Consider the following 20,072-nt stretch of genomic DNA (forward strand, 5'->3'; position numbering starts at 1 on the left):
AGAATGTTGTCGTGCAGGTTGTGTTCTGCTCACCACTCACTCTTTTCCCACGCCCCATCATCCATCGGCTGGAACACATCGCGCATAAAGCCCTGGATGAAGAGATCCATGCTGAACGCCAGGCCATTCGCGCCGCGGACTTCCTTATAGAGCAGCGTTTTTTCCAGATTCTCGGCTTTCAATCGAACCAGAACCTGCAGCGTGACCGCCATCAACGCCTTGGCAGAGGGATACGCAGGAGATTCACCATCCGCCCCCCGCAACGAGCGGAGAAATTCATAGATGGCTTTCTCGCCTGCTCCCTCCATCGCCAGAAGCTGTTGATACACGTGCTCGAACGCAGGGTCGGGGGTCGGGTCCGGGCGTTTGCTCCCGGAAAGACCCTGGCTGGCGGCAAGCAGGCGCGACTCCAGCGTCTCGACCGACGGACTGCCACGTTCAAGTGTGCTGGAGCCCATCATGGTTTCAATCTTCATGGCGGACCTCGGTCGGGGCAGCTTGAGTGGAACCGGCAGAACGCCCGGCGAAGGTCGAACACAGGTCCGTGAGTGCCTGCAGCGAAGCCTGGTCCAGCGAACGAACCGACTCCGGCAGATTTGCGACGCACGCCAGTAACCGCGGTTCCAGTCGTTGCCGGGTCGTTTCAACATCGAATTCGAGCAATTGATCGGCGAGGCGCACCACGTACCGTTCTTGCGGGTGATAGTCGAGGACCACCTCGCCGGACCAAAGCCCGCGCAATCGCTCGCGCAGTTCATTGCCCCGCGACCGACAATGCACCGGTAGCAGCACTTGCAACACTGCGCCCGAGGCGCCCGATTGCTCCGCCAGCCAGCGCTCCAGCATTTCGTCCAGCCATTCGGGGCGGCTCAATGCCTCTGTAAGCAACCCATGAGCGGCCTGTGCAAGGTCTGCGCGCAATTGCAGCCCCAGCGCTTGCGACTCGAGCAACCCACTAGCCAGATGCTCGGTCGCGCGCAAGAGGCCCTCGGCATAGCCTTGCTGAAACGCCTGGGCATGCACCGCTTCGGCGTCATGCCGGGCTTGGTCGATACACTCACGGGCCCAGCGCTGAGCCTGAAGTTGCAAGGTGCGACGTTGACGCGCGGCGGCAATGTCTTCGCGGGACAGATGCGCATCGCTCGACTCGGGGAGTTCAGTCAGGGTTCGGATGGAGTCGAGCATGCTGCACCGCCAAAAAGAAAAGAGCCGTATCGGGCTCAGTGACCGGCCATTGCCTGTGCAAGCGAACGACCGACTCGGAAAATTGCAAGGTCAGGCGTTCGAGCAACATCGGCGGTACCTGTTCGTACCAGCTCCACAACGCATTGAGGCCGGCGGCTTCGACCTGTTCCATTGACACAGGCGAGCACTGAATCGACAGGCCGCTTCGATCACCCAGGCTACAACCGGCGAACCTGCGCAACGGCAATGGCAGACGTTGCAGCGCCGCGCCTCGCGCCAGATTGGGCAACAGGCGATGAGCCCCCATCAGGGCGGCGATATAGGGCAATTGTGCCCAATGACGAACCCATCGATTCGCCACGGCTGTCAGTGGCATCGAAGGCCATGGACCTTGCAGTGCGAGACCTTCCACCAAAATCCGGTTGATCAGATTTCGTGCTTCAGGCCCATCGAATCCCGCTGGTACCGGCAGGCGCTGCGGGTGCAAATAACTCAGAGGCTCGGCGAGAATCCGCTGTAAACATTCAGCGTGCGACATCACGTTGCCCTGCGCTTGACTGGCGGTAGGCCCAGGCTGCGCCACCGGCCAACAGCAATCCGGTCACCACTGCCAGCAACCACAACTCGTACGAATGCCCCCGCGTTGCGGTCACGGACGGTGCGACATGCTGTGTCGGTGAACGCTTGGACAGCACCACCGAGATGTTTTCGTACTCGACCGCCGCAAAGCTGTTCTTGAGAAAACGCTTGATGTCGGTGATCAGCAATTGCGGTTCGATGTCGCGCTCATGGATCGCCACCGCGGAGAGGTGGATGGGTGGCGCCTTGCGCCCGCCTTCGCCGGCATCCAGGTCATAACTGACATGCACCCGCGCCGACACCACGCCTTCGAGCACGCCCAGCGACTGTTCGATCCGCTGCTCCAGCGCCGAATAAAGTCGGGCTTTTTCAGCGCGAGGCGAGGCCACCAGCGCGTCGGCAGGAAACATCTCTGCCACTTGCAGGCGTGGCCGGGAAGGCAATGAATAGAGATTGAGCAAATCGACGGCTGCGGAAAAATCGACTTGATCGATTTTCACCGCATAGCCGGTTTTACCCGCGTCGACTTTCACCGCCGCGATGTTGTTGCGTTGCAGGACCGAAAGCACTTCATTGGCCTGCTGCTGGTCCAGCCCTTCGAGCAGATTCGGCTGGCGACACCCCGCCAGCGCCAGGCACAACAGCATCAACAACACGCCTGGCTTCATGACGCACGCAACAGGGTTTCGGCCGTGCCCACCGCTTTGCGGACCAGCACGTTGAGCAAATTGATGTCCACGTTGTATTGCCCAGTCATCTCTTGCAATTGGGCCAAGACTTCGGGGTTGGTGATATCCGGGCGCTGCATCAGCTGATTGATCGCTGAAACTTCCTGCTCGCTGTTGACCGCGGAACCGGCAAACGCTTCGATCAATCGTGACTCGAGGGAAACGATCGGACCTTCCTGCGGGCCACGCAGTTCAGTGAAAGCTGTGCGCTGGATGATCGAACCGGAGATGTTTTGAATAGACATGCAATGCACTCAAGAAAATGGCCATCGATACACACCGATGGCCGGCCGAAAGAAGGAATCAGCGAGCCGCCTGGATGATCGCCATGTCGATGTCCTTGAAGCCCTTGACGGTGTTGGTCTGGGCGTTACGGAAAACCGTGTAGGACGAGAATGCGGTCTGGTAAGCCGCTAATTTCCCTGGATCCGAAGCATCTTCTTTCAGATCCGCGAGCGCTTTATCCAGTGCCTGCTTGAGCGTTTTTGCACCATTCTCGAACGCCTCGGCCTGACGACCGAGAAAATCATCAGGGAAGAGGATCGGAAATTCGGGAATACCAATACCAGACATGAGTCACCTTTTAGTGTTGTGTTGGAAAATGCCAGGATGACGAGGTCATCTTGATGTAACCCTGTGGGCCGGTTTGAAACGACTTGTCCTTCAGCGCGTCGTCTTTAAGCTCGACCGTGAAACTCACGTAGCGATCACCCCACTGCCGGTAAAAGTTGTCGACGTATCGGCGAGCGGCGGCCAGTTCGGAATCCTGCAGGTTACCGGCTACGGCAAACGTGACGCTGTCCTCGTGCTCGATGCGGCTGAAGGTCAAGGACAGGCGTTGCAAACCCTCTTGCGCCAAGTCCGCCAGCAAGCTGTCGTCCTGCATTTGCACCCCGATATCGTGGGCATACGGCGCGGCCGCGAGTAGCGCATCGAGCAGTTCGGTTTGCTTTTGAGGCGTGAGCAGATTGCGCTGAGTGCTGAGCAGCAGTCGCGGTATCAATGGATCCTTGAGATCAAGGGAATGCCAGGCCAGTTGCGGATCATGATCGACCAGCAACTGCTCCAGCCGACGGCGCTCCTGATCCATGACCAGGACTTTTCCGCTCAACGTGTTGTGGCGCATCAGCACTTGCCGACTCCAGCCGGCATCGCGTTCGGTATCCACAAACACATAGATTGCATTGTCACGACCGCTCAACACCTTCGCCTCGGCACTGGCCCCGGCGATCAGCATGCGAACATCGGTTTCAGGCGCCGACCCCGGCACCGACCAGATAGCGACTGTAGTCACCAGTGCAACCAGCACCAGAGCACCGGCGATCCATCGAGTCAAAGGGGCACGCCACCCTTCAACATCGGCGTCTTCAAATGCAGCGCTGTGTTGTTGATCGAGCAGTTCAGGTGCCCAGGATTGGTCTTCAGGACGCAGGGCAATTTGCAGGCCGCCGATCTGCACCCTGACCTGAAAGGCACAGTGGCGTAGTTCTGCTGACTCGTTGAGTAGCCGCAGCGGTAAGCCATTCGGTGTGCCTTGGTTGGCCAGCACCTCAAAATTACAGCCACCCTCCTCCAGCGGAACGAAGATGGCATCGGCAGGAACGCTGGCGGTCAGTGCCCCCTCCCCCAGCAGATCCACCGCCCCGACCACGAACAAGGTGGTGGTGTCGCCGAGCGGGAATTCGCAGCCTTGCAGCGGACCATTGAGTATCCGCAAAACGCAAGACTGTAGGGTGGGGGCCGTCAGGACTGTCACCGTTCAAGCTCCAGGGTTGTGAAATGAGCGGGCATGTTAGAAAGGCTGGTCGCAAGATTCCTGATCGAATTCTGCCGATTGCGCCCTGCAGAGGATCAGAATCTCAGCCAACCTTCCCATGACGCCGTCACTGTCGAGCCTGAGTAAACGCCTGATAGCGCTGCCAGACCTTGCGCGCATAGCGAAGACGCGCGGCTTGGCGGTGGGGAGAGTTGCCAGCGTTATAGGCACCCACCGCCGTCCAGTTGTAGCCGTAACGGGCGATAAAATCGGCAAGCACCGATGCACCCACTTCGACCGACAGGCAGGGCTCGTCCAGCAGGCGCTGCTCGGTAACGCCCTGAGCGCTTAAACGGGGTAGATGACGGCTGTTGATTTGCATCAACCCGATGTCGTGGCTCCCGTCCTTGTTGTAGTTCATGGCATCCGCCGATTGCCCTGACTCCACATCGGCGATCGCCTGGAGCAGCTCCGGTTCGATGGCATGTTCCGCGCCTGCCGAATGCCAGCAAAACCCGTGCGCGGACCCGGAGCCAAGACACAGCAAAATGAGGATCGGTTTGAATGCATAACGACTCATGCCAGACATCGCCGACTATCAAACGCAGGCGACTTCTCGGCACCTTGCAAGGTTTGCCCCCCCATCAGCACAACACCTTCACAATTGCCTGCCAGAACAATACGGTCCTGGAAAATCTTTGCTCGCACACAGTCGGGGTCATGCCGTAAACACCTTTCGAGACTTTGCATCGCCTGCTCGTTGCGCCGCCAGAACCAGTGATGCCAGGCGTAGAAGAAATGAACATCAGCCTGTTCGGCGTCCAATAAACAACGTCGAAAAAGTACTTTTGCGGCGTCCTCGCATCCCCGAAGACTGGTCAACAAGGCAAGACGCACGAGTGCCTGCGTGCTGGCGGGGTCCAGCGATAAGGCTCTGGAAATCGCGCAATGCGCCTCGTCGACAGCACGCCCCTGCTCGCACAGGCCAAGCATGGCCTTCCCCAGCCAGGCATCCGCCAAACCGCACCAGGCCGCGGCGTAATTTCCGGCCAACTGCAAACAGTGTCGGAACTGCACCAGGGCATCACGCAGGCTTTGCGGCGTGTGCTGCTGCACGCTGCACAAACCACTGAGATAAGCCACGGCTGCCGGGTACGAAGAACAGGAATCACCGACAGGACGCAAACCGGGAGCGCGCTGCGCAACCAGACATGTCAACGCGCCAAGCGCCTCTCCCAGATCACCGGCGTCCAGTGTCTGTCCATGCAATAGAGCGTGATCACGCCCACGGATCAGTTCGACCGACCATCGTTGTCGCTCACTCGAACCGGTACAGCGCCCGCTCAGACAGTAGTCAGCAGACAATTGCCCAACCAGTGCCCGAACATCGACCGGTTGGCCGTAAGCCGCCATCAATCCCGAGGGGATGACGTGCAACGCCTCGCCGAACGCCATGGTCAACTGACGGATCATCACATCCTGCAGATCCAGAGCGGCGCTCTCGTCGAGATTGCGAAAAGGCAGAACGGCCAACGTCGGTGCCGCGATCCTCGCGTGGCTCGGCGTGTCGAGTTCGACAACCGCACAGGTGAATCGATAACCCTGGCCGTACACCGTCGCAATGAAATCCTTGTTCTCCTTGAGCAGCTTGCGCAACGCGTAAATGCAGCGGGTCAACGACTCTTCAGCCGCATCGGCTTCAGGCCATACACAGTCCAGCAAATGGTCCTTGCTGAGCACCGTGCCCGCCGAGCCGAGCAGCAGACGTAAAACACTTAACTCTTTTGGGGGGACGTGGACTCCTTGTCCGTCTCGCATCAGCGTTCCATCGCTTTGCAGTTGCCAGTGGTCAAAAACGTATGACTTGACCGGCGTTTGATCGGTTGCACTGTCCATACTTTGGGATTTCTCTATAGAAAGGCACTGAAGCGCAATCAAGCCTGAGGAAGTCAGGCTCGAGATGACAAGCTGCGTGACTATAGGAAGTTGAGTGGGGGGATTCCGTAGGGCTATTAACTCTATAGATGTACGAAATTACGGCACAGGCTGTAGTCCACTTTAGAAAATTAAATATCAACCCGAGATCCAAAGTAAAAAACACAAATCATCTAAACCTAGATGCTCACCCCCCCTTGCAAACGCTCACCAAACAACAAATATCACCCACCGTTCGCCACTCGGTCACCTCAGCATTAGGTAGATCGATACCAAACGCTTCATTGAGGGACATTACAATTTCAACAACATCCACAGAATCAACGTGCAAGTCTTCCACTAGTCGTGAATCCGTCTCAATCGTCCGTCGATCGACCAATAAACAACCTGACAGCACCTGTACAACCTGACGTTCAAGACCATTATTCATAAAACCCGACATTACTTCCTCCAATAAAAAAACGCGGCCGCAACTCCAGCCCGGATGAGCCAGTGCCACGTCCGCGTCAACAACATGCGATGAGTTTTATTTATACGCTACAAATTCGCTTCAAAAATTCAACATGGCCTTCAACATATCTGCAAACTGATTCAGATGCGAAGACAGCGTCTTATTAAAGTTGTCATGATAAGCGTTGGCATTCGAGTATTTCTGGGTAAAGGACTGCAACGTATTTTTCATACGCTCTTCCTGCGCGTTGAAGCCGGTTTGCCAGGCCTGGAATTTGGCCGTATCCCAAGTGACCGTGTTGCCCCATTGCGGCAGGCTGCCCAACATGGTCGAGAGTGGTCCGATATCCATGACGACACAGAAGGTGCCGTCGCCTTTATCCTGGAGGCAACGGTCAGGCAGGCCCAGTGCTTTAAGCCATTTCTCGGCCTCTTCCTTGCTGGCGCCATCACCGCCGGGTTTCGGGAATAGCACGGCCAAGGGGTTTGGATGCTTGTACTTGTTGAGAAGGTTGGTCAGTGCGGTCCTGAGTGCGCCTACATTGAGCTTGATTTCCTTGCCGTCCTCCACTGCCTCGATCCAGTCTTTCATCTTCGCGGTTATTTCGGCATTGAAGTCGGCAAAGAAGTCCGAATAGGCCGCAATGATGTGTTCATAACCAGCCAGGTAACCGTTTTTGATCAGGTCGATGAGTTCGAGCAGTTTGTCGAAAAAATCGTTCGAAGAATTCAATCTGGCGTCGAACTCGTCAGCGATCTCGTCCGGCACGGGCATTCGTCTCAGTTCACCGAGAATACGATTTTGTTCATCGTAGAGTTGTTGGCGCTGTTCCATTGGCAGTGTTTCGAGGCAATGGGTGAACACCATTCCACATTGCTTTATCTGCTGCGTCCACATCTGCGATCGAATGCGTTTGGCCTGGATTTGTTCGACAAACTCGGCCGACGTGAAGTGTTGCGCCAACGCTTCAGCCGCCCCACCTTCAAGCCCCTTGGCTATTTCCGTCGGGCACTTGAGCATATTTTCATAATTACGATTCATTGCTTTTACCGAGCGTTCCAGCAACTGCGTCATGGAAAACGCAGCATGGACCTCGGCGGGCATTTCGGGGGGCTGCGGCGGTTCAGCAACGGGATTGAAGCCTGCTGACGGCATGCGTCCAGGCGGTGTGTAATCTGTAATTTTCATTTTTGATTCCCTATTCAGGCCGATATTGCACGAATGACTTCAGCGCGCGATTGAAACAGCTGCATCACCATGTCCATCAGTTTTTGCAGCAACGCCGCTTCAGCCGCGTCTTTCTGACCCACTTCGTCGCTCAAGCTCTTCTGGGTGTTTTGCGCACTTTGCTGCAAGACCTCCTGTTCCCGCGCGGCGTGTTCGGTCATGCGCACCATGTTCGACACCACTTGGCTCATGCTCATTGACATGGCATTGAGTGCGCGACCGATTTCGAGTTTCTTTTCGATGCCCTTGGTGCCCATCTGGCTCAGCCAGTCGGAGGTCTGGTCGATTTTCTGCGCCTTGAGAATTTCCCCGTCGAACCACGCTTGCTCCTTGGGAGTCAGTGTGGCGCCCTGAGGTTTGAAGTCGACTGAAGTGGACCTGCCGAAATCATCGAAGGTCTTGATCTTGTAGGTGGTTTGCGGGTTCCAGTCATCGCGGTCGCGATCATGCTTGAGGTCGCGTTTGATGTTGCCGGCGTCCATGGCGTTACGCTTGTGCAGATTGATGTCCGCGTGCTTCAACCCTTGCCCCTGAAAGGTCTTGACCATGGCAAAACCAGCAATGGCACCGGACACCACTGCCGCAGTGATGGCGCTGTACAGCGCCGCCTTGCCTGACTCGACAATGGCAGCACCCTGGGCCTTGGCAGCATCCGCGGCCATGACGCTGAAATGGCCGCGCAGTTGCGCGTTAGCGACCCGTGCGACGTTCAACGCGATAATCGCGGCGACCAATACGTTTGCATGCTTTTCCCAGGCACCTGGATCGAATACCAGGTCGTTGCGTACTTCGTCGCTGAGCGTTGTGGAAGCCGCGACGAAATCCTGCCAATCGGATTCACTCAGCTGGTAATCGTTGCTGGCACTGTCGAGTTCCGCTGCCGACGGGGTTCGAATATCAGGGTTCTTGAGGATTTGTTTTTCGGCGGCCTCAGTATTCAGAGCGAAGCTCTTGGGCACCTCGAGTTTCTTTTCAGTGGGAGCTACCGTCGCTTGCGAATTGATCAGTACGCGTGAGAGCACGCTTGTGCCGTTAATGGCGGTCATATTGAGTTCCTTTTTTCGATGAGATCAAACATGTCGAACCATTTGCAGGCTGACGGAATGGCTGCGTTGCATGTCGGCAAACAGCTGCTCGATTTCTCGGGTACGGACCTGCATGGCCTGACCGTAGTCCTCGACCAGCCGGGTGAGGTAGGACGTGATTTCTTCGCTGATCGCCATGCGCACCCGCACGTCAGCCAGGTGTTCGGCAGCCTGGGCCTGGTGCATGCCGCTTCGGACTCCAAGCACGCCCTGCGCCGCCACGCCGCCGAATTCGGTGACGGCTTGGGCGATCTCGAGATTGGCGGCGTAACGTGCCAGCGATACCGCGTCTGCACCGTTAGTGATGAAACTGCGTAATTGCGTGAGCATCTGGGTCAGCGAATTGCCGACCGATGTCGCTAACTGCTTCATGGCCTGCATTGCGGCAGGCGCCGCCTGAGCGACCACCGAAGCCAGTTTCGATGCCACCGCGCCGAGCATTGGCCCGATCACCTGAGCCCCGATCACTGCCGTCAACACCACGGCCGCCAGCGTGGCGGCAATCCCCTGGATCATTCCGGCGATCTGCGCGATGTCTTTTGCAGTTTCCGGATCAACACCCAGCCCAATCAGCATTTGGGTATAGAGCTCGGTGAACAGCTTGATGGCTTCCTGCATCACGGTGATCAGCGGCTTCATGGCTTCGGCCATGAACGAGACACCTGTCGTCTCCTTGACCACCGCATCGGAAATCATCACCGCCGCACCGATCACCCCCACCGCGATAAGCACCGGATTAGCGGTCAGTACACCGGCAGCGATTGTCGCTACGGTCAATATCGCGCCGACGATTGCACCAATGCAGCCCATGGTCTTCTGCAGCGCCTCGGCCTTGCGGACTTCTTCCAGGTACTTTTCCGACTCAAGCTTCATGTGTTCCTGAAGCTTGGCTTGCAGCGCCTGGAACAGTTCCTGGCTGACCTCTTCTTTGTTCTGCGCGGCCTCACCCAACAACTCGATAATCTTCAAGCGGTTCAAGAGCGCCAGAGCACTGCTACTCAGGGCCTTCTCTTGAGCTGCTTTGATGGAGGGATCGCTTAGCTTCGCCCCCAGCAAAATGTCGGTCATGACGGCCAGGTTTTTCGCGGCGGCGTTGGCGATGTCGATGAGCTTCAGATGGGCTTCGCTAGCCTTTTGAAAGGTCTGGGCATGGCCTGCCAACTCGCCTTTGAGTTGATCGCGAAGCGTCAGCTCACGGGCATATTCGGGCGAGTCAGGATCCAGATCGGCCAAACGGGCTTCGCTTTCATCCAGCAAGCCCTGGAAATGCTGAACACGCTCACGCAGTTTTTCCAGCTTTTCCTGGCTACCGCCGACAGCCTCTTCAGCAGCTGCCAGCGCTTCTACAGCGGCAGTGTATTCGGCTGACACTTCACCCAGAGCCTTCTGTTTCTCTGCCGCAATGTTTTGCGCCATTGCCAGGCGGTTTTTCAGTTTGCTGGACTCCACCTCGCCGAACAGTTCGCCGAGCATCGCCATCAGTAACGTGAACAAATCAACGTTGGTTTCCTGTTGGTTACCGTCAGCACGCGGCGGCGGTGCGTGCAACTGCGGTTTGCCCGCCACAGCGCCGTGTTTGCCACTTTCGCTATCGAAGTTCACCGATAGCGCTTTGGCCAGCACCTCTTGCCCGACCTTGAGGAAGTCCATCGTTCTGGCGGCCTGACTGGCAGCCGGGCCGTATTTTTCAAAGGCTTCGGTACGGCTCAAAGTTCCGGAAAAAACCGGATTGAAGTTGTTTCTGATTTCACTCATGTTCAGTCTCCGAACAGTCCTTTTCAATGTGACTCAAGGTGTCGAGATACACCCGAGCCTGCGTTCGCAAATCGTCTTCCGTTGCCTGCTCGATCACGTACTCGAAACACAACCTGGCCTTGCCGACCCTGCCCAGGGCGAGTTGGCACTGGCCGGTATAAAACATGGGCCGCCAGTCGTTCTTGCCTTGGGCGAAGGCGATCGCATACAGGTCGATCGCTTTCTGGTGGTTCTGCTTGAGTTGGTGTACGGCGGCCAATCCCATCCAGTAATGGCTGTTATAAAAGTCGTAGATGCACAGGAAGTGGAAGAACTTCTCGGCATCGTCCAGCCGCCCCTGCTCGTAAAACTGGAACGCGAAGGCATAGAGACTGTTCATGTGCTCGTCACTGATGCCTTGCACGTCTTTCAATGCCGCACCACCGAGCACCGCATCCACGACGTCGAGGGCCAGTTGTTCATCTTGTTGTTTGTCGCGACTCATCAGCCACACTCCTGAAAAACGTCAGCGTTGCTGACGACTGCATTGAGCCAAAGCGCTGGCGAGCACGCTGCCAAATTGCGCTCATGCCAACGTTCGGAGGAAAAAGAAAAAGGAAGAAATCAGGCTTGTTCGACTTGCTCGAGCCAGATCAACAGACGCAACACTTCTTCGACTTCCTGCACCTGAAGGAAGCTGTAGCGCTGGTGGGTTTTGAAGATCCGCCGGGCCAGGGCGATGTCGTTGATCACCGGCACACCGACCTCTTTGGCATAGGCTCGAACGGCCAGGGCGCGCTGGTTGGTTTCCATCAGGGAGATGAATGGCAGCACAGTGATTTCCGGGCGAAAGTACACTCCGATGGCAATGTGGGTCGGGTTGGCGATGATCATCCGCGAGCTGCGCACATCGGATTTAACCTGTTCGGACAGAAGTTCCCGGTGCAGGTCACGACGGCGCCCCTTGATTTCCGGATTGCCATCCTGTTCCTTGTGTTCGCGCTTGACCGAATCCTTGTCCATCATTTGATCTTTCATGAACAGCCAGTATTCGCTCAGCGCATCCAGCACGACGATCAGCAGGACGCACCCCAGGAACGCCAGCACCAGCACCAGCAGCAAGTGCCCCCAGATCGCGAACAGGTCTGGTGCCTGGGCGAACAGTTGGGCGAACAGCAGTTGCCGCTGGGTGATCCAGACGATCCACAGCGCCATGGCAAAACTGCCCAGGTACAACAGCGCTTTGACGGTGTCCTTGACGGTGCGCATGCTGAACAGCTTTTTGAAACCATTGATCGGGTTCAACGCCCCCAGATTGAGCTTCAAGGCCTCGCTGGCCAGCGCAAACCCGCTTTGCAACAGCGCAGGCAATGCGCTGGTCAACACGCACACCAGCAGCAATGGCAACAACGCCTTGAGCCCGACCAGCACCAGCATCGCCGAGTACGCTTGCAGGTCAGTGTCAAAGTCGCTGGCGATGATGCGCCGATAGACTTCCATGACCTCGAGCAATGAGCTGTTGAACACCATATAGGTGATGCCGCAGAGGGTCAGGCAGGTGATCACCAGATCCTTGGCCTTGAACGTCTGCCCTTTGCGCGACGCATCGCGCAGACGCTTGGCGGTAGGTTTCTCAGTCTTCGAGGCGCTGGACGACATCGGTGCCCTCCCCGTCGACGCCCAAATAGTGCTCCAGCCCATGGGATTGGGTGCCCATGCGCAGGACTTCATCCGGCAGGTGCACGCCGAAATACAGTATCAACACCACCAGCGCCACCAGGCTCTTGACCGTCAGCGACACCGAAAATGCGTTCATTTGCGGCGCGTAGCGCGAGAGCAAGCCGAGCAACGCTTCGCTGACCAACAGCGTAGCCACCACCGGCGCGCTGATCACCAGCGTCTTGCTCACCAGCGCATCCAGCAGGCTGAAGAGTGATTGCAGGTGCATCTCGCAACCGGTGGCCGGTGTGCAGATACGGTAGCTGTGGCCAACGGTTTCGAGCATCAGCAACAGGCCGCCGCCTTCGAGATAAACCACGGCGGCAAACAACTGGAGAAAATTCGCCAGCTCCGAGGTATCGACGCCGTTGGCCGGGTCCACGGTGCTGCTGAGCATGGCCCCGCGCTGGTTGTCGATCAGGTTGCCCATGGCGTGCAACACCCAGAACGGCCAGCACAGAAGGCATCCAAGCAGTACGCCAATACCGGCCTCACGCAACACCAGACCGAATAATGCCAACCCGTCGAGAGCAGGCAGCGGCACGCCCACATAAGCCCAGAACCCCGTCGCCACCAGCACAATGACAGCCTGACGTGGTGCGCCCGTGAGCACACCGCTGTTGAGAAACGGCAACATGAAAAATAGTGGCGCCAGGCGTGCAACCCCCAGGATGGCGGCGGCGAACCAGGCGTACAGGTCGAAAAACAACGTCACCGACATCGCTAACCCAGCGCCAGGCGGATGACTTCACGGCTGAAATCGAGCAGGGTTTCACCGTACCAGCCCGACAGCAGAAACAGGCACGCAGCGACCGCCAACAACTTGAAACCGAACGGCAGTGTCTGCTCTTGTAATTGGGTCACGGTCTGAATCAACCCGACCACCAGGCCAACCACCGTGGCGACAATGATCGGCCAGGCCACCATCAACAGAATCAGGTACAGGGTTTTATTGCCGGCATAGACCAGATCGTTCATAAGCCGCCCTATACCAGCAAGGTCAGGTATTGCTTGACCAGCCCGGTCGACAGCAATGCCCAGCCATCCAGCGCGACAAACAGCACCAGTTTGATCGGCACTGAAATGATCACCGGGCTCATCATCATCATCATGCCCAGCGCCAGCAGAATGCTGGAGATCACCAGATCGACGATCACGAATGGCAAATACAGGTAGAAGCCAATCTTGAAGGAGCTTTTGATTTCACTCAACGCATAGGCCGGCAGCAGCGAAAACAGCGAGGGTGCGAGTTCTTCATCGGCGGGCAGGCTGATGTCGGCTTCACTCTGAACCGCTTGGGCCCGTTCGAAGAACAGCGCCAGTTCAGGGTCGGTGTATCGACGCAGATAATCCTTGTATCCCCCCAACCCGTTCTCGGCGAAATTCACCACCGACTCAATGTCGGAAAAGGCCACCTGCTCTTGCTTGTAATAGCCATAGCCTTGCTTAATCACCGGTGTCATCACGAAAATCGCCAGCATCAGGGCAATCGCATTGAGGGCCATGTTCGAGGGCACCTGCTGCAAGCCCAAGGCGTTACGCACAATCACAAAGACAATGGAAAACTTGAGGTAGCAGGTGCCGGCCGCCACCAGAAACGGCAGCAGTGAAGCGAACGCCAGCAGCGCGATCAGCGAGACGTCGTTCATCGCGGGTGTTCCGATAAAGTGCTCCGATAGACCTCGATCAATTCGACACCCAATTGCTCGTCCAGCTGCACCAGTTCCCCCCGGGCAACAGGCTTGCCATTGGCACGAACCTCGATGTGTCGCGCAGCATTGTCGGCCAGCGGGATCAGTTGCCCATCGACGATCTGCGACAAGGTAGCCAGGTTGATGTCATGGGTCGCGAGGATGAACTCCAGACGCACGCAAAGTGCACCGAGTTCGACATCCGCTCCGGGGTCAGTCGCGGCCTGTTGATTGGCATCGGCAACGGTTGATTGCATGAGTAGTCCCTCTTCAGTAAACGTGAAAACGCCGATGCATCGACCCGCCAGCCAGCCGTGTTGAGTCCGCTGAGTGATCCGCAGGACATCGCCCTCTTTCAGTCGTATCCGGCGCGCATGGCTCAGGTGACTGACACCCAGTATCAGCTCAAGGCGCAGAGGCAAGTCGCTCAGCCAAGCGCTGGGGTCCAAGGGCTCGTTGACGGTGCGTAATGGCGGTAACTGCGTCACCCATACGCGTCCCCGAGACGTTTCGAGCCATGGCAAGGGGTGTGTCGGCAATTGCTGTGGGTCGACCAACTCGACATCGGACAGCGCCTGGTAATGCAACTCGTCCGGCTCGAGCAGCAACGCTCGCGGCACTGCCCGGAACAGGCCGGCGATACGTGTCACCGGGGGCTCGACCGCCAGTAACGACTGCAGCTGCGGGAGCGAGTGCTGCAACCAGTCGCGGGCCATGATCAGTCCGTGCCAATTCCCGCCGTCGCTGCGTGCGCAAAAACGCAAATAGCCGGGCAGCCGTTGCAGACAATCCGCACCTGCGCCATGGCCGGCACCCCGCCAGCGTTGGACCGACCGCGTGCCGGCATGGGCCGCAGGGTCAACCCGGCGCAACTTCAGGGTGCTCATGCGGGCAGCTCAGACTGTTCGGCCTGCTCGTCGTCCGGCGACTGCTGCGAACCCTGACGCTGCTGCTCGCCGCCACTGTCGGTCAACCGCCAGGCCGGCTCTCGCACCTGTTCGAAAGGCACCTTGAGTTGCTCGAACACCAAGGCATTGCTCGGGCTGAGCTGAAGGTTGCGGATGGAATCGTCAGGCATTCGACTGATGGTCACTTGTCCGCTGACCGTGCCTTTGTGGAATGGCACTTGCAGCAAGCCTGGGGCCGAGCCGGGCAAGGTTTCGAGCATCATGTCCGGCGCGGGCATGGGCGGTAATATCGGGGATAAAGGAATGGATGGCGGTACGACCGATGCCGATTGACGCATCACCTGCGGCTGCAACAGAGTCTCGGGCAATTGCGGCTCGGCGGTGAGCGGAATCGGCGTATGGGCGGCTCGTTCGATTGACATTGGTTCAGCGGTACTCGACGAGTGTTCGATCGGCATCCCCACGGGCAGACTCGATGGACGCCGGTCCAAATCAGTTTTGCCGGACGTCCCTTGCACAGGCATTTCCATCCTGTCGACGGTCGGGCCGATAGACGTCATCAGTTGCGGTGGCAGCTGTTGAACAGGCTTGTTGGCTTGTGGATAAGTCATCGCCACCGGGACCGTCGGCAGCGCCTTGTCGCGCACAACATCCGCCGCCCCGTGGCCCGCGATGAGGGTCATCGATTGCCCGACCGCTGCGCGCCCGGCTTGCGTCGCGGGTCGATTACGCAGGATCAGCGCAGCCAAAAGATCGAGCACACCTTGCGGCAGATCCTCCTCTTGCACCGGTAAGAGCATGTCTTGCAGTTCATCCAGGACGCCGTCAGTAACGGGGTCAGGGACTTGAACCGGCAAAGGTAAAATTACAGATACATCGTTCATCGCCGAACTCCGTTCATCTCTTCTATTTCCCTTTCTTCTCGACGCACCTGTTCAAGCCGTTGCCCACGCAACAGCTGCTGGACAGACCGCTCGTACTTGTCGTGCTTGCGCTGCAACAGACGCAATTGCTCGCGTTGTTCTTGCAACAGTTGCTCAACCTGCCGGCATTGCTGGTCCACGCGGTCGCGCTCGACACGCAACAGATCGATCTGCCGACGGATAACGGCCTGCCTTCGCAACAGCGCCAACAGTTGCCCGTGATCCAGCACGCAATCGTTCGCGCGATGACTGGCCAATAGACTTTGCAGCGACGCTTCCTGCCCTTCGAAACCGGCCCGCTCCTGCAGCAGCGGTTGTAATTGCTGTTGTGTTCGCAACACCGTTTGTTCGCCGCGTTGCCGACGGAACTGACTGAACGCCAACAGGCGCCGCCGATCACGCAATGAGTTCATGCAAACTCCGCAGGGTTTCGTCCGGCTCGCAACATTCGCCCGTCGGCTGACGCAGCCATTGAGTGAGCGCTTCGCGGCGCTGCATCGCGTGGTCGTTGGCGGTGTCAGCGCCTTGGGTGTACTCGCCCATATCGAGGAAAATCTGCAACTGCTCAAGGCGCGTCAGTGTTTCCCGGGTCGATGCCGCCAGTTGCTGCACCTGTGGCGTGGTGACTTGCGTTGCCACGCGACTGACGCTGCGCAAGACATCGATTGCCGGGTAGTGACCTTTGGCCGCCAGCGCACGGCTGAGATAAATATGGCCGTCGAGAATGGAGCGAATCTCCTCGGCAATCGGGTCCGGCTCGTCGTCACTTTCCAGCAGGACGGTGTACCAGGCGGTAATGCTGCCGGAAGCGGTCACACCGGTCGCTCCAGCAAGCGCGGCAAGGCATCGAACACCGAGGCCGGATAGCCGCGCCGCGCCGGTGCTTCGCCGGCCGCCAGGGCCAGGTCGCGGCGAGCCCGGGCGTAACGCGTCAACGAATCCAGCAACAACACCACACGCTGACCCTGGTCGCGAAAATACTCGGCGATGGCCGTGGCCTGGAGCGCCGAGTTGCAGCGATCAACCGAGGAAAAATCCGACGTGGCATACACCACCACGCAACGGGAGCGCTTTTCGGACTGGCGCAGATGCTCGATGAACTCGGTCACTTCACGCCCGCGCTCGCCAATCAGGCCGATGACAAAAACGTCCGCGTCGGTGTGATTGATCAGCATGTTGATCAAGGTGGTTTTACCCGAACCGGCGGCGGCAAAAATGCCGATGCGCTGACCGACACCACAGGTCAGCAAGCCGTCGATGACGCGAATGCCGGTACGCAACGGTTCCGCCACCGGGCGCCGCTGCTGGTAGGACGGAGGGTCGGCATCCACGGGATAGTCCCGTTGCGCCACCGCCGTTGACGGGGCCAGGCGCTCGACGATCATGCCGTGTGGGTCGACCACACTGCCGAGCAAGGCGTCACTGCATGTCAGTTGCAGCGTCGCGCCCGTGGGAACGATCATTGATTCCCTGGACAAGCCTTTCGCGTCACCGAGCAAACTGAGCAGAACGGCGCCAGGTTTGAAGCCGATGACCTGCGCCCTGGCCGCGACCTGCGGCAAGCGCCAATGGCGACGGACTTCGCAGACTTCGCCAATGACCACGTCACCCAGCGCCGCTTCGATCAACGGACCGCTCAAACGCAGGGGGTGGGCCGCATGCCTTTCCAACCGAGTGTTCATCGGCGTAACAGTTCGCACAGCGTTTCGGTGGCCTGCACGAACGCATCGAGGGCTTGTGCAAAGTGCTCGGCGTCGCTGAGGGCGTGAGCATTGGCCATCAAACGCAGTTCGAGCCGTTCCTGAACGACGCAAAGATGCAATTGCCCTGTGCGGGAAAACGCATTGCCTTCCAGCAGAAACTGCATCAAATCGAAGGCGCAATGGTTCATTACATTCGGGCTCGCTTCTGCGACCGCTGCCCAGACCCACACATCGCCATCGACCACCGCCACGCTGATATCGGGCAGATTTCTCATCTGCATTTCTATGGTGCCATGACTGTCGAACAGCCCTATCTGGCTGTCCACACAGCCGCTGTGACGCAGCGCCTGGCGCAACAGGTCAGCAATATCCATCGGTACCATTTACAGGATTTCCTTACAGCGTTTTGATGACATTGACCGAGACCGTCTCGGAGATTTCGCCGAACGACATCACGTCCAGCTCCCGGAAACGCCCCTCGATCAGCTTCTTGATGTAGCGCCGCACGTCGATCGAACACAGCAGCACCATGTCCTTTTGCGCGATGTGCAGGCTGTCCAGGCCGACACTCAGTCGGTCCATCAGCTCTTCCGACTCGGCAGGTTCCAGGTTGATGAAACTGCCGCCCGACGTTTGCCGAATCCCTCGCCGCACCACCTCTTCGAACTCCGGTGACAACAGCAGCACGCGCAAGTCATTGCCTTGGGCAAACTTGTTGCTGATGTAGCGGGCCATCGCGCCGCGAACGTGCTCGACCAGCGCCAGCACATCTTTTTCCCGCGACGCCCAATGGGCCAGCGATTCGAGAATCAGCTTCATGTTGCGCACGGAAATGCGCTCACCGATCAGCCGTTGCAGTACCTCGGCGATCTTCTGCACCGTGACGTGGCGATACACTTCCTTGAGCAGATCGGGGTAGCGCGTTTCCATTTCGTCGAGCAATTGCTTGGTTTCCTGCACACCGAAAAACTCCTGGATATTGCGCGCCAGCAGCGTGACCAGGCAGCGATAGCATTCTTCGTCGGCCGGGCGCAGGTGATAACCCAATTGCTGCACCCGCTCGCGGTCGGTGGCATTGACCCAGACACCGCCCAGGCGATTGCTGTCATTGCCGCGCACCAACGCAAAACCCATGGGTTCGAGCTCCGGTGAATAGTCGAGCAGACGCCAGTGATCGAAATGGATATCGAACTGTTCGGCGCGTACTTCATTGATCAGCACCGCGACCTGGTGCGCCGGCAACGCATCGCTGGCACGAAGCTGCGGTTCGGGAATGCGCAACCCGTAGTCGACGAAAAACTGGCTGCGAAAGCGCGCTGCCCAACGGGCCTTGTTCAGCTCCTCCAGACGCGTGGTGGGCACCAGCAACATCAGAGCGATGGTTTCGGTGGCGATGTTGTCGACGTCGTCGAGCAATCCCGACCCGGTTTGCAGTGCGCCTTGCTCTGAGGGTGCAGCACGACCTTCGCCCAGCCCGGCTTGCCTGGAAGATTTGCGATGTCGCATGAACACAACCAGTCCCAGCACGCTGGCAATCGACAAGAACGTCAGCAGCGGAAAACCGGGCAGCAGGCCTACGCCCACCGCCAGCAATGCGGTCACGCCCAGAACGAAGGGGTTACCCAGCATTTGCGCGAGCATGTTGCGCCCCAGGTTGCTGTCATCGCCGTTGACGCGGGTCACAATGAAGCCGGCACCGATGGCAATCAGCAACGCTGGAATCTGCGCCACCAGACCGTCGCCGATGGTCAGCAAGGTGTAGGTCGACAGGGCCGTGGACATGTCCATGCCCATTTGCCCGACACCAATGGCCATGCCGCCGATAAAGTTGACGAAGATAATGATGATGCCGGCGATCGCATCGCCCTTGATGAACTTCATGGCCCCGTCGAAGGAGCCATACAACTGGCTTTCGCGCTCCAGCACGCTGCGTTTTTCACGGGCTTCTTCGGCGGTGATGGCGCCAGCCTTCAAGTCGCCGTCGATGCTCATTTGCTTGCCCGGCATGCCGTCCAGCGAGAAGCGCGCCGCGACTTCAGCAACCCGCTCCGACCCCTTCGTGATCACGATGAACTGGACAATGGTGACGATGGAAAAGATCACGAAGCCCACCACCAGACTTTCGCCGATCACAAAGTCACCGAAGGACGCGATGATTTCGCCCGCATCGGCCTGACTGAGAATCAGGCGGCTGGTGCTGATTGAAAGCGCCAGGCGAAACAACGTGGTCAACAGCAGTAACGCCGGGAATGTCGAATAGCTGAGGATGCGCTCGATGTAGAAAGAACCCATGAACACCAGCAGCGAAATGATGATGTTCAGGCCGATGAGAAAATCCACCAGCATCGTCGGCAGGGGAATGATCAGCATGGCGATGATCATCACCATCAGCGTCAAAATCAGCAGCTCCGGTCGAGCCCCGACATTTCGCAAAAACACATTGAACAT

At 58.1% G+C, this 20,072-nt stretch carries 23 protein-coding genes and 1 pseudogene; all 24 read right to left on the reverse strand.

Annotated features, from left to right (window positions below):
* Positions 1-29 precede the first annotated feature (29 nt).
* The 24 genes and pseudogenes from MEB48_RS15135 to MEB48_RS15250 all read right to left on the reverse strand — a co-directional run bounded on the left by MEB48_RS15135 (position 30) and on the right by MEB48_RS15250 (position 20,072).
* Complete coding sequence (locus MEB48_RS15135; protein ID WP_237884955.1) at positions 30-476, reverse strand: hypothetical protein; 447 nt, start codon at positions 474-476, stop codon at positions 30-32.
* A complete protein-coding gene (locus tag MEB48_RS15140; protein WP_237884956.1) occupies positions 466-1,185 on the reverse strand; it encodes an oxygen-regulated invasion protein OrgB in 720 nt (239 codons plus the stop codon). The genes MEB48_RS15135 and MEB48_RS15140 overlap by 11 nt, the downstream gene beginning before the upstream one ends.
* Complete coding sequence (locus MEB48_RS15145) at positions 1,157-1,723, reverse strand: secretion system protein (protein WP_237884957.1); 567 nt, start codon at positions 1,721-1,723, stop codon at positions 1,157-1,159. The genes MEB48_RS15140 and MEB48_RS15145 overlap by 29 nt, the downstream gene beginning before the upstream one ends.
* Positions 1,710-2,432, reverse strand: a complete 723-nt coding sequence (locus MEB48_RS15150; protein ID WP_237884958.1) for an EscJ/YscJ/HrcJ family type III secretion inner membrane ring protein — start codon at positions 2,430-2,432, stop codon at positions 1,710-1,712. The genes MEB48_RS15145 and MEB48_RS15150 overlap by 14 nt, the downstream gene beginning before the upstream one ends.
* A complete protein-coding gene (gene sctI, locus MEB48_RS15155) occupies positions 2,429-2,737 on the reverse strand; it encodes a type III secretion system inner rod subunit SctI (protein WP_237884959.1) in 309 nt (102 codons plus the stop codon). Before sctI ends, MEB48_RS15150 begins: the two co-directional genes overlap by 4 nt.
* 58 nt (positions 2,738-2,795) lie before the next feature.
* Positions 2,796-3,065 (reverse strand): type III secretion system needle filament subunit SctF, encoded by a 270-nt coding sequence (gene sctF, locus MEB48_RS15160; protein ID WP_237884960.1) that lies wholly within the window; start codon positions 3,063-3,065, stop codon positions 2,796-2,798.
* Between the two features lie 10 nt (positions 3,066-3,075).
* Positions 3,076-4,248, reverse strand: a complete 1,173-nt coding sequence (locus tag MEB48_RS15165; RefSeq protein ID WP_237884961.1) for a PrgH/EprH family type III secretion apparatus protein — start codon at positions 4,246-4,248, stop codon at positions 3,076-3,078.
* 127 nt (positions 4,249-4,375) lie between these two features.
* Positions 4,376-4,828, reverse strand: coding sequence for a transglycosylase SLT domain-containing protein (locus MEB48_RS15170; RefSeq protein WP_237884962.1), 453 nt, complete (start codon positions 4,826-4,828; stop codon positions 4,376-4,378).
* The gene (locus MEB48_RS15175; protein WP_237884963.1) at positions 4,825-6,066 is read right to left on the reverse strand and encodes a winged helix-turn-helix domain-containing protein; all 1,242 of its coding nucleotides are present in this window, start codon (positions 6,064-6,066) and stop codon (positions 4,825-4,827) included. The genes MEB48_RS15170 and MEB48_RS15175 overlap by 4 nt, the downstream gene beginning before the upstream one ends.
* 304 nt (positions 6,067-6,370) lie before the next feature.
* A complete protein-coding gene (locus MEB48_RS15180; RefSeq protein WP_237884964.1) occupies positions 6,371-6,682 on the reverse strand; it encodes an acyl carrier protein in 312 nt (103 codons plus the stop codon).
* Positions 6,683-6,733: 51 nt separating this feature from the next.
* Entirely contained in the window at positions 6,734-7,822 is a 1,089-nt protein-coding gene (locus MEB48_RS15185) for an IpaD/SipD/SspD family type III secretion system needle tip protein (RefSeq protein ID WP_237884965.1), read from the reverse strand.
* Between the two features lie 14 nt (positions 7,823-7,836).
* A complete protein-coding gene (locus MEB48_RS15190; RefSeq protein ID WP_237884966.1) occupies positions 7,837-8,907 on the reverse strand; it encodes a cell invasion protein in 1,071 nt (356 codons plus the stop codon).
* Positions 8,908-8,931: 24 nt separating this feature from the next.
* Complete coding sequence (gene sctE, locus MEB48_RS15195; RefSeq protein ID WP_237884967.1) at positions 8,932-10,701, reverse strand: type III secretion system translocon subunit SctE; 1,770 nt, start codon at positions 10,699-10,701, stop codon at positions 8,932-8,934.
* The gene (sicA, locus tag MEB48_RS15200) at positions 10,694-11,185 is read right to left on the reverse strand and encodes a type III secretion system translocator chaperone SicA (RefSeq protein WP_237884968.1); all 492 of its coding nucleotides are present in this window, start codon (positions 11,183-11,185) and stop codon (positions 10,694-10,696) included. Before sicA ends, sctE begins: the two co-directional genes overlap by 8 nt.
* A gap of 119 nt (positions 11,186-11,304) precedes the next feature.
* On the reverse strand, positions 11,305-12,339 hold the full coding sequence (locus MEB48_RS15205) for an EscU/YscU/HrcU family type III secretion system export apparatus switch protein (RefSeq protein ID WP_237884969.1): 1,035 nt from the start codon (positions 12,337-12,339) through the stop codon (positions 11,305-11,307).
* The gene (gene sctT, locus MEB48_RS15210; RefSeq protein ID WP_237884970.1) at positions 12,314-13,120 is read right to left on the reverse strand and encodes a type III secretion system export apparatus subunit SctT; all 807 of its coding nucleotides are present in this window, start codon (positions 13,118-13,120) and stop codon (positions 12,314-12,316) included. Before sctT ends, MEB48_RS15205 begins: the two co-directional genes overlap by 26 nt.
* Before the next feature lie 2 nt (positions 13,121-13,122).
* Positions 13,123-13,377, reverse strand: coding sequence for an EscS/YscS/HrcS family type III secretion system export apparatus protein (locus MEB48_RS15215; RefSeq protein WP_020795892.1), 255 nt, complete (start codon positions 13,375-13,377; stop codon positions 13,123-13,125).
* Between the two features lie 8 nt (positions 13,378-13,385).
* Complete coding sequence (locus MEB48_RS15220; protein ID WP_237884971.1) at positions 13,386-14,048, reverse strand: EscR/YscR/HrcR family type III secretion system export apparatus protein; 663 nt, start codon at positions 14,046-14,048, stop codon at positions 13,386-13,388.
* Positions 14,045-14,977 carry a FliM/FliN family flagellar motor switch protein gene (locus tag MEB48_RS15225; protein ID WP_237884972.1) on the reverse strand — a complete coding sequence of 311 codons (933 nt, stop codon included), beginning with the start codon at positions 14,975-14,977 and terminating at the stop codon, positions 14,045-14,047. Before MEB48_RS15225 ends, MEB48_RS15220 begins: the two co-directional genes overlap by 4 nt.
* Positions 14,974-15,882, reverse strand: a complete 909-nt coding sequence (locus MEB48_RS15230; RefSeq protein WP_237884973.1) for a SpaN/EivJ family type III secretion system needle length determinant — start codon at positions 15,880-15,882, stop codon at positions 14,974-14,976. Before MEB48_RS15230 ends, MEB48_RS15225 begins: the two co-directional genes overlap by 4 nt.
* Positions 15,879-16,334, reverse strand: a complete 456-nt coding sequence (locus tag MEB48_RS15235; RefSeq protein ID WP_237884974.1) for a type III secretion protein — start codon at positions 16,332-16,334, stop codon at positions 15,879-15,881. Before MEB48_RS15235 ends, MEB48_RS15230 begins: the two co-directional genes overlap by 4 nt.
* Positions 16,318-17,603, reverse strand: a pseudogene (sctN, locus tag MEB48_RS15240) (type III secretion system ATPase SctN). The gene MEB48_RS15235 and the pseudogene sctN overlap by 17 nt, the downstream one beginning before the upstream one ends.
* Positions 17,600-18,007: a CesT family type III secretion system chaperone gene (locus MEB48_RS15245; protein ID WP_237884975.1), complete on the reverse strand. Its 408-nt coding sequence runs from the start codon at positions 18,005-18,007 to the stop codon at positions 17,600-17,602. The pseudogene sctN and the gene MEB48_RS15245 overlap by 4 nt, the downstream one beginning before the upstream one ends.
* Positions 18,008-18,020: 13 nt before the next feature.
* Positions 18,021-20,072: an EscV/YscV/HrcV family type III secretion system export apparatus protein gene (locus MEB48_RS15250; RefSeq protein WP_237884976.1), complete on the reverse strand. Its 2,052-nt coding sequence runs from the start codon at positions 20,070-20,072 to the stop codon at positions 18,021-18,023.

This window comes from Pseudomonas sp. PGPR40 (assembly GCF_022014505.1).
In the GTDB taxonomy this organism is placed as follows: domain Bacteria; phylum Pseudomonadota; class Gammaproteobacteria; order Pseudomonadales; family Pseudomonadaceae; genus Aquipseudomonas.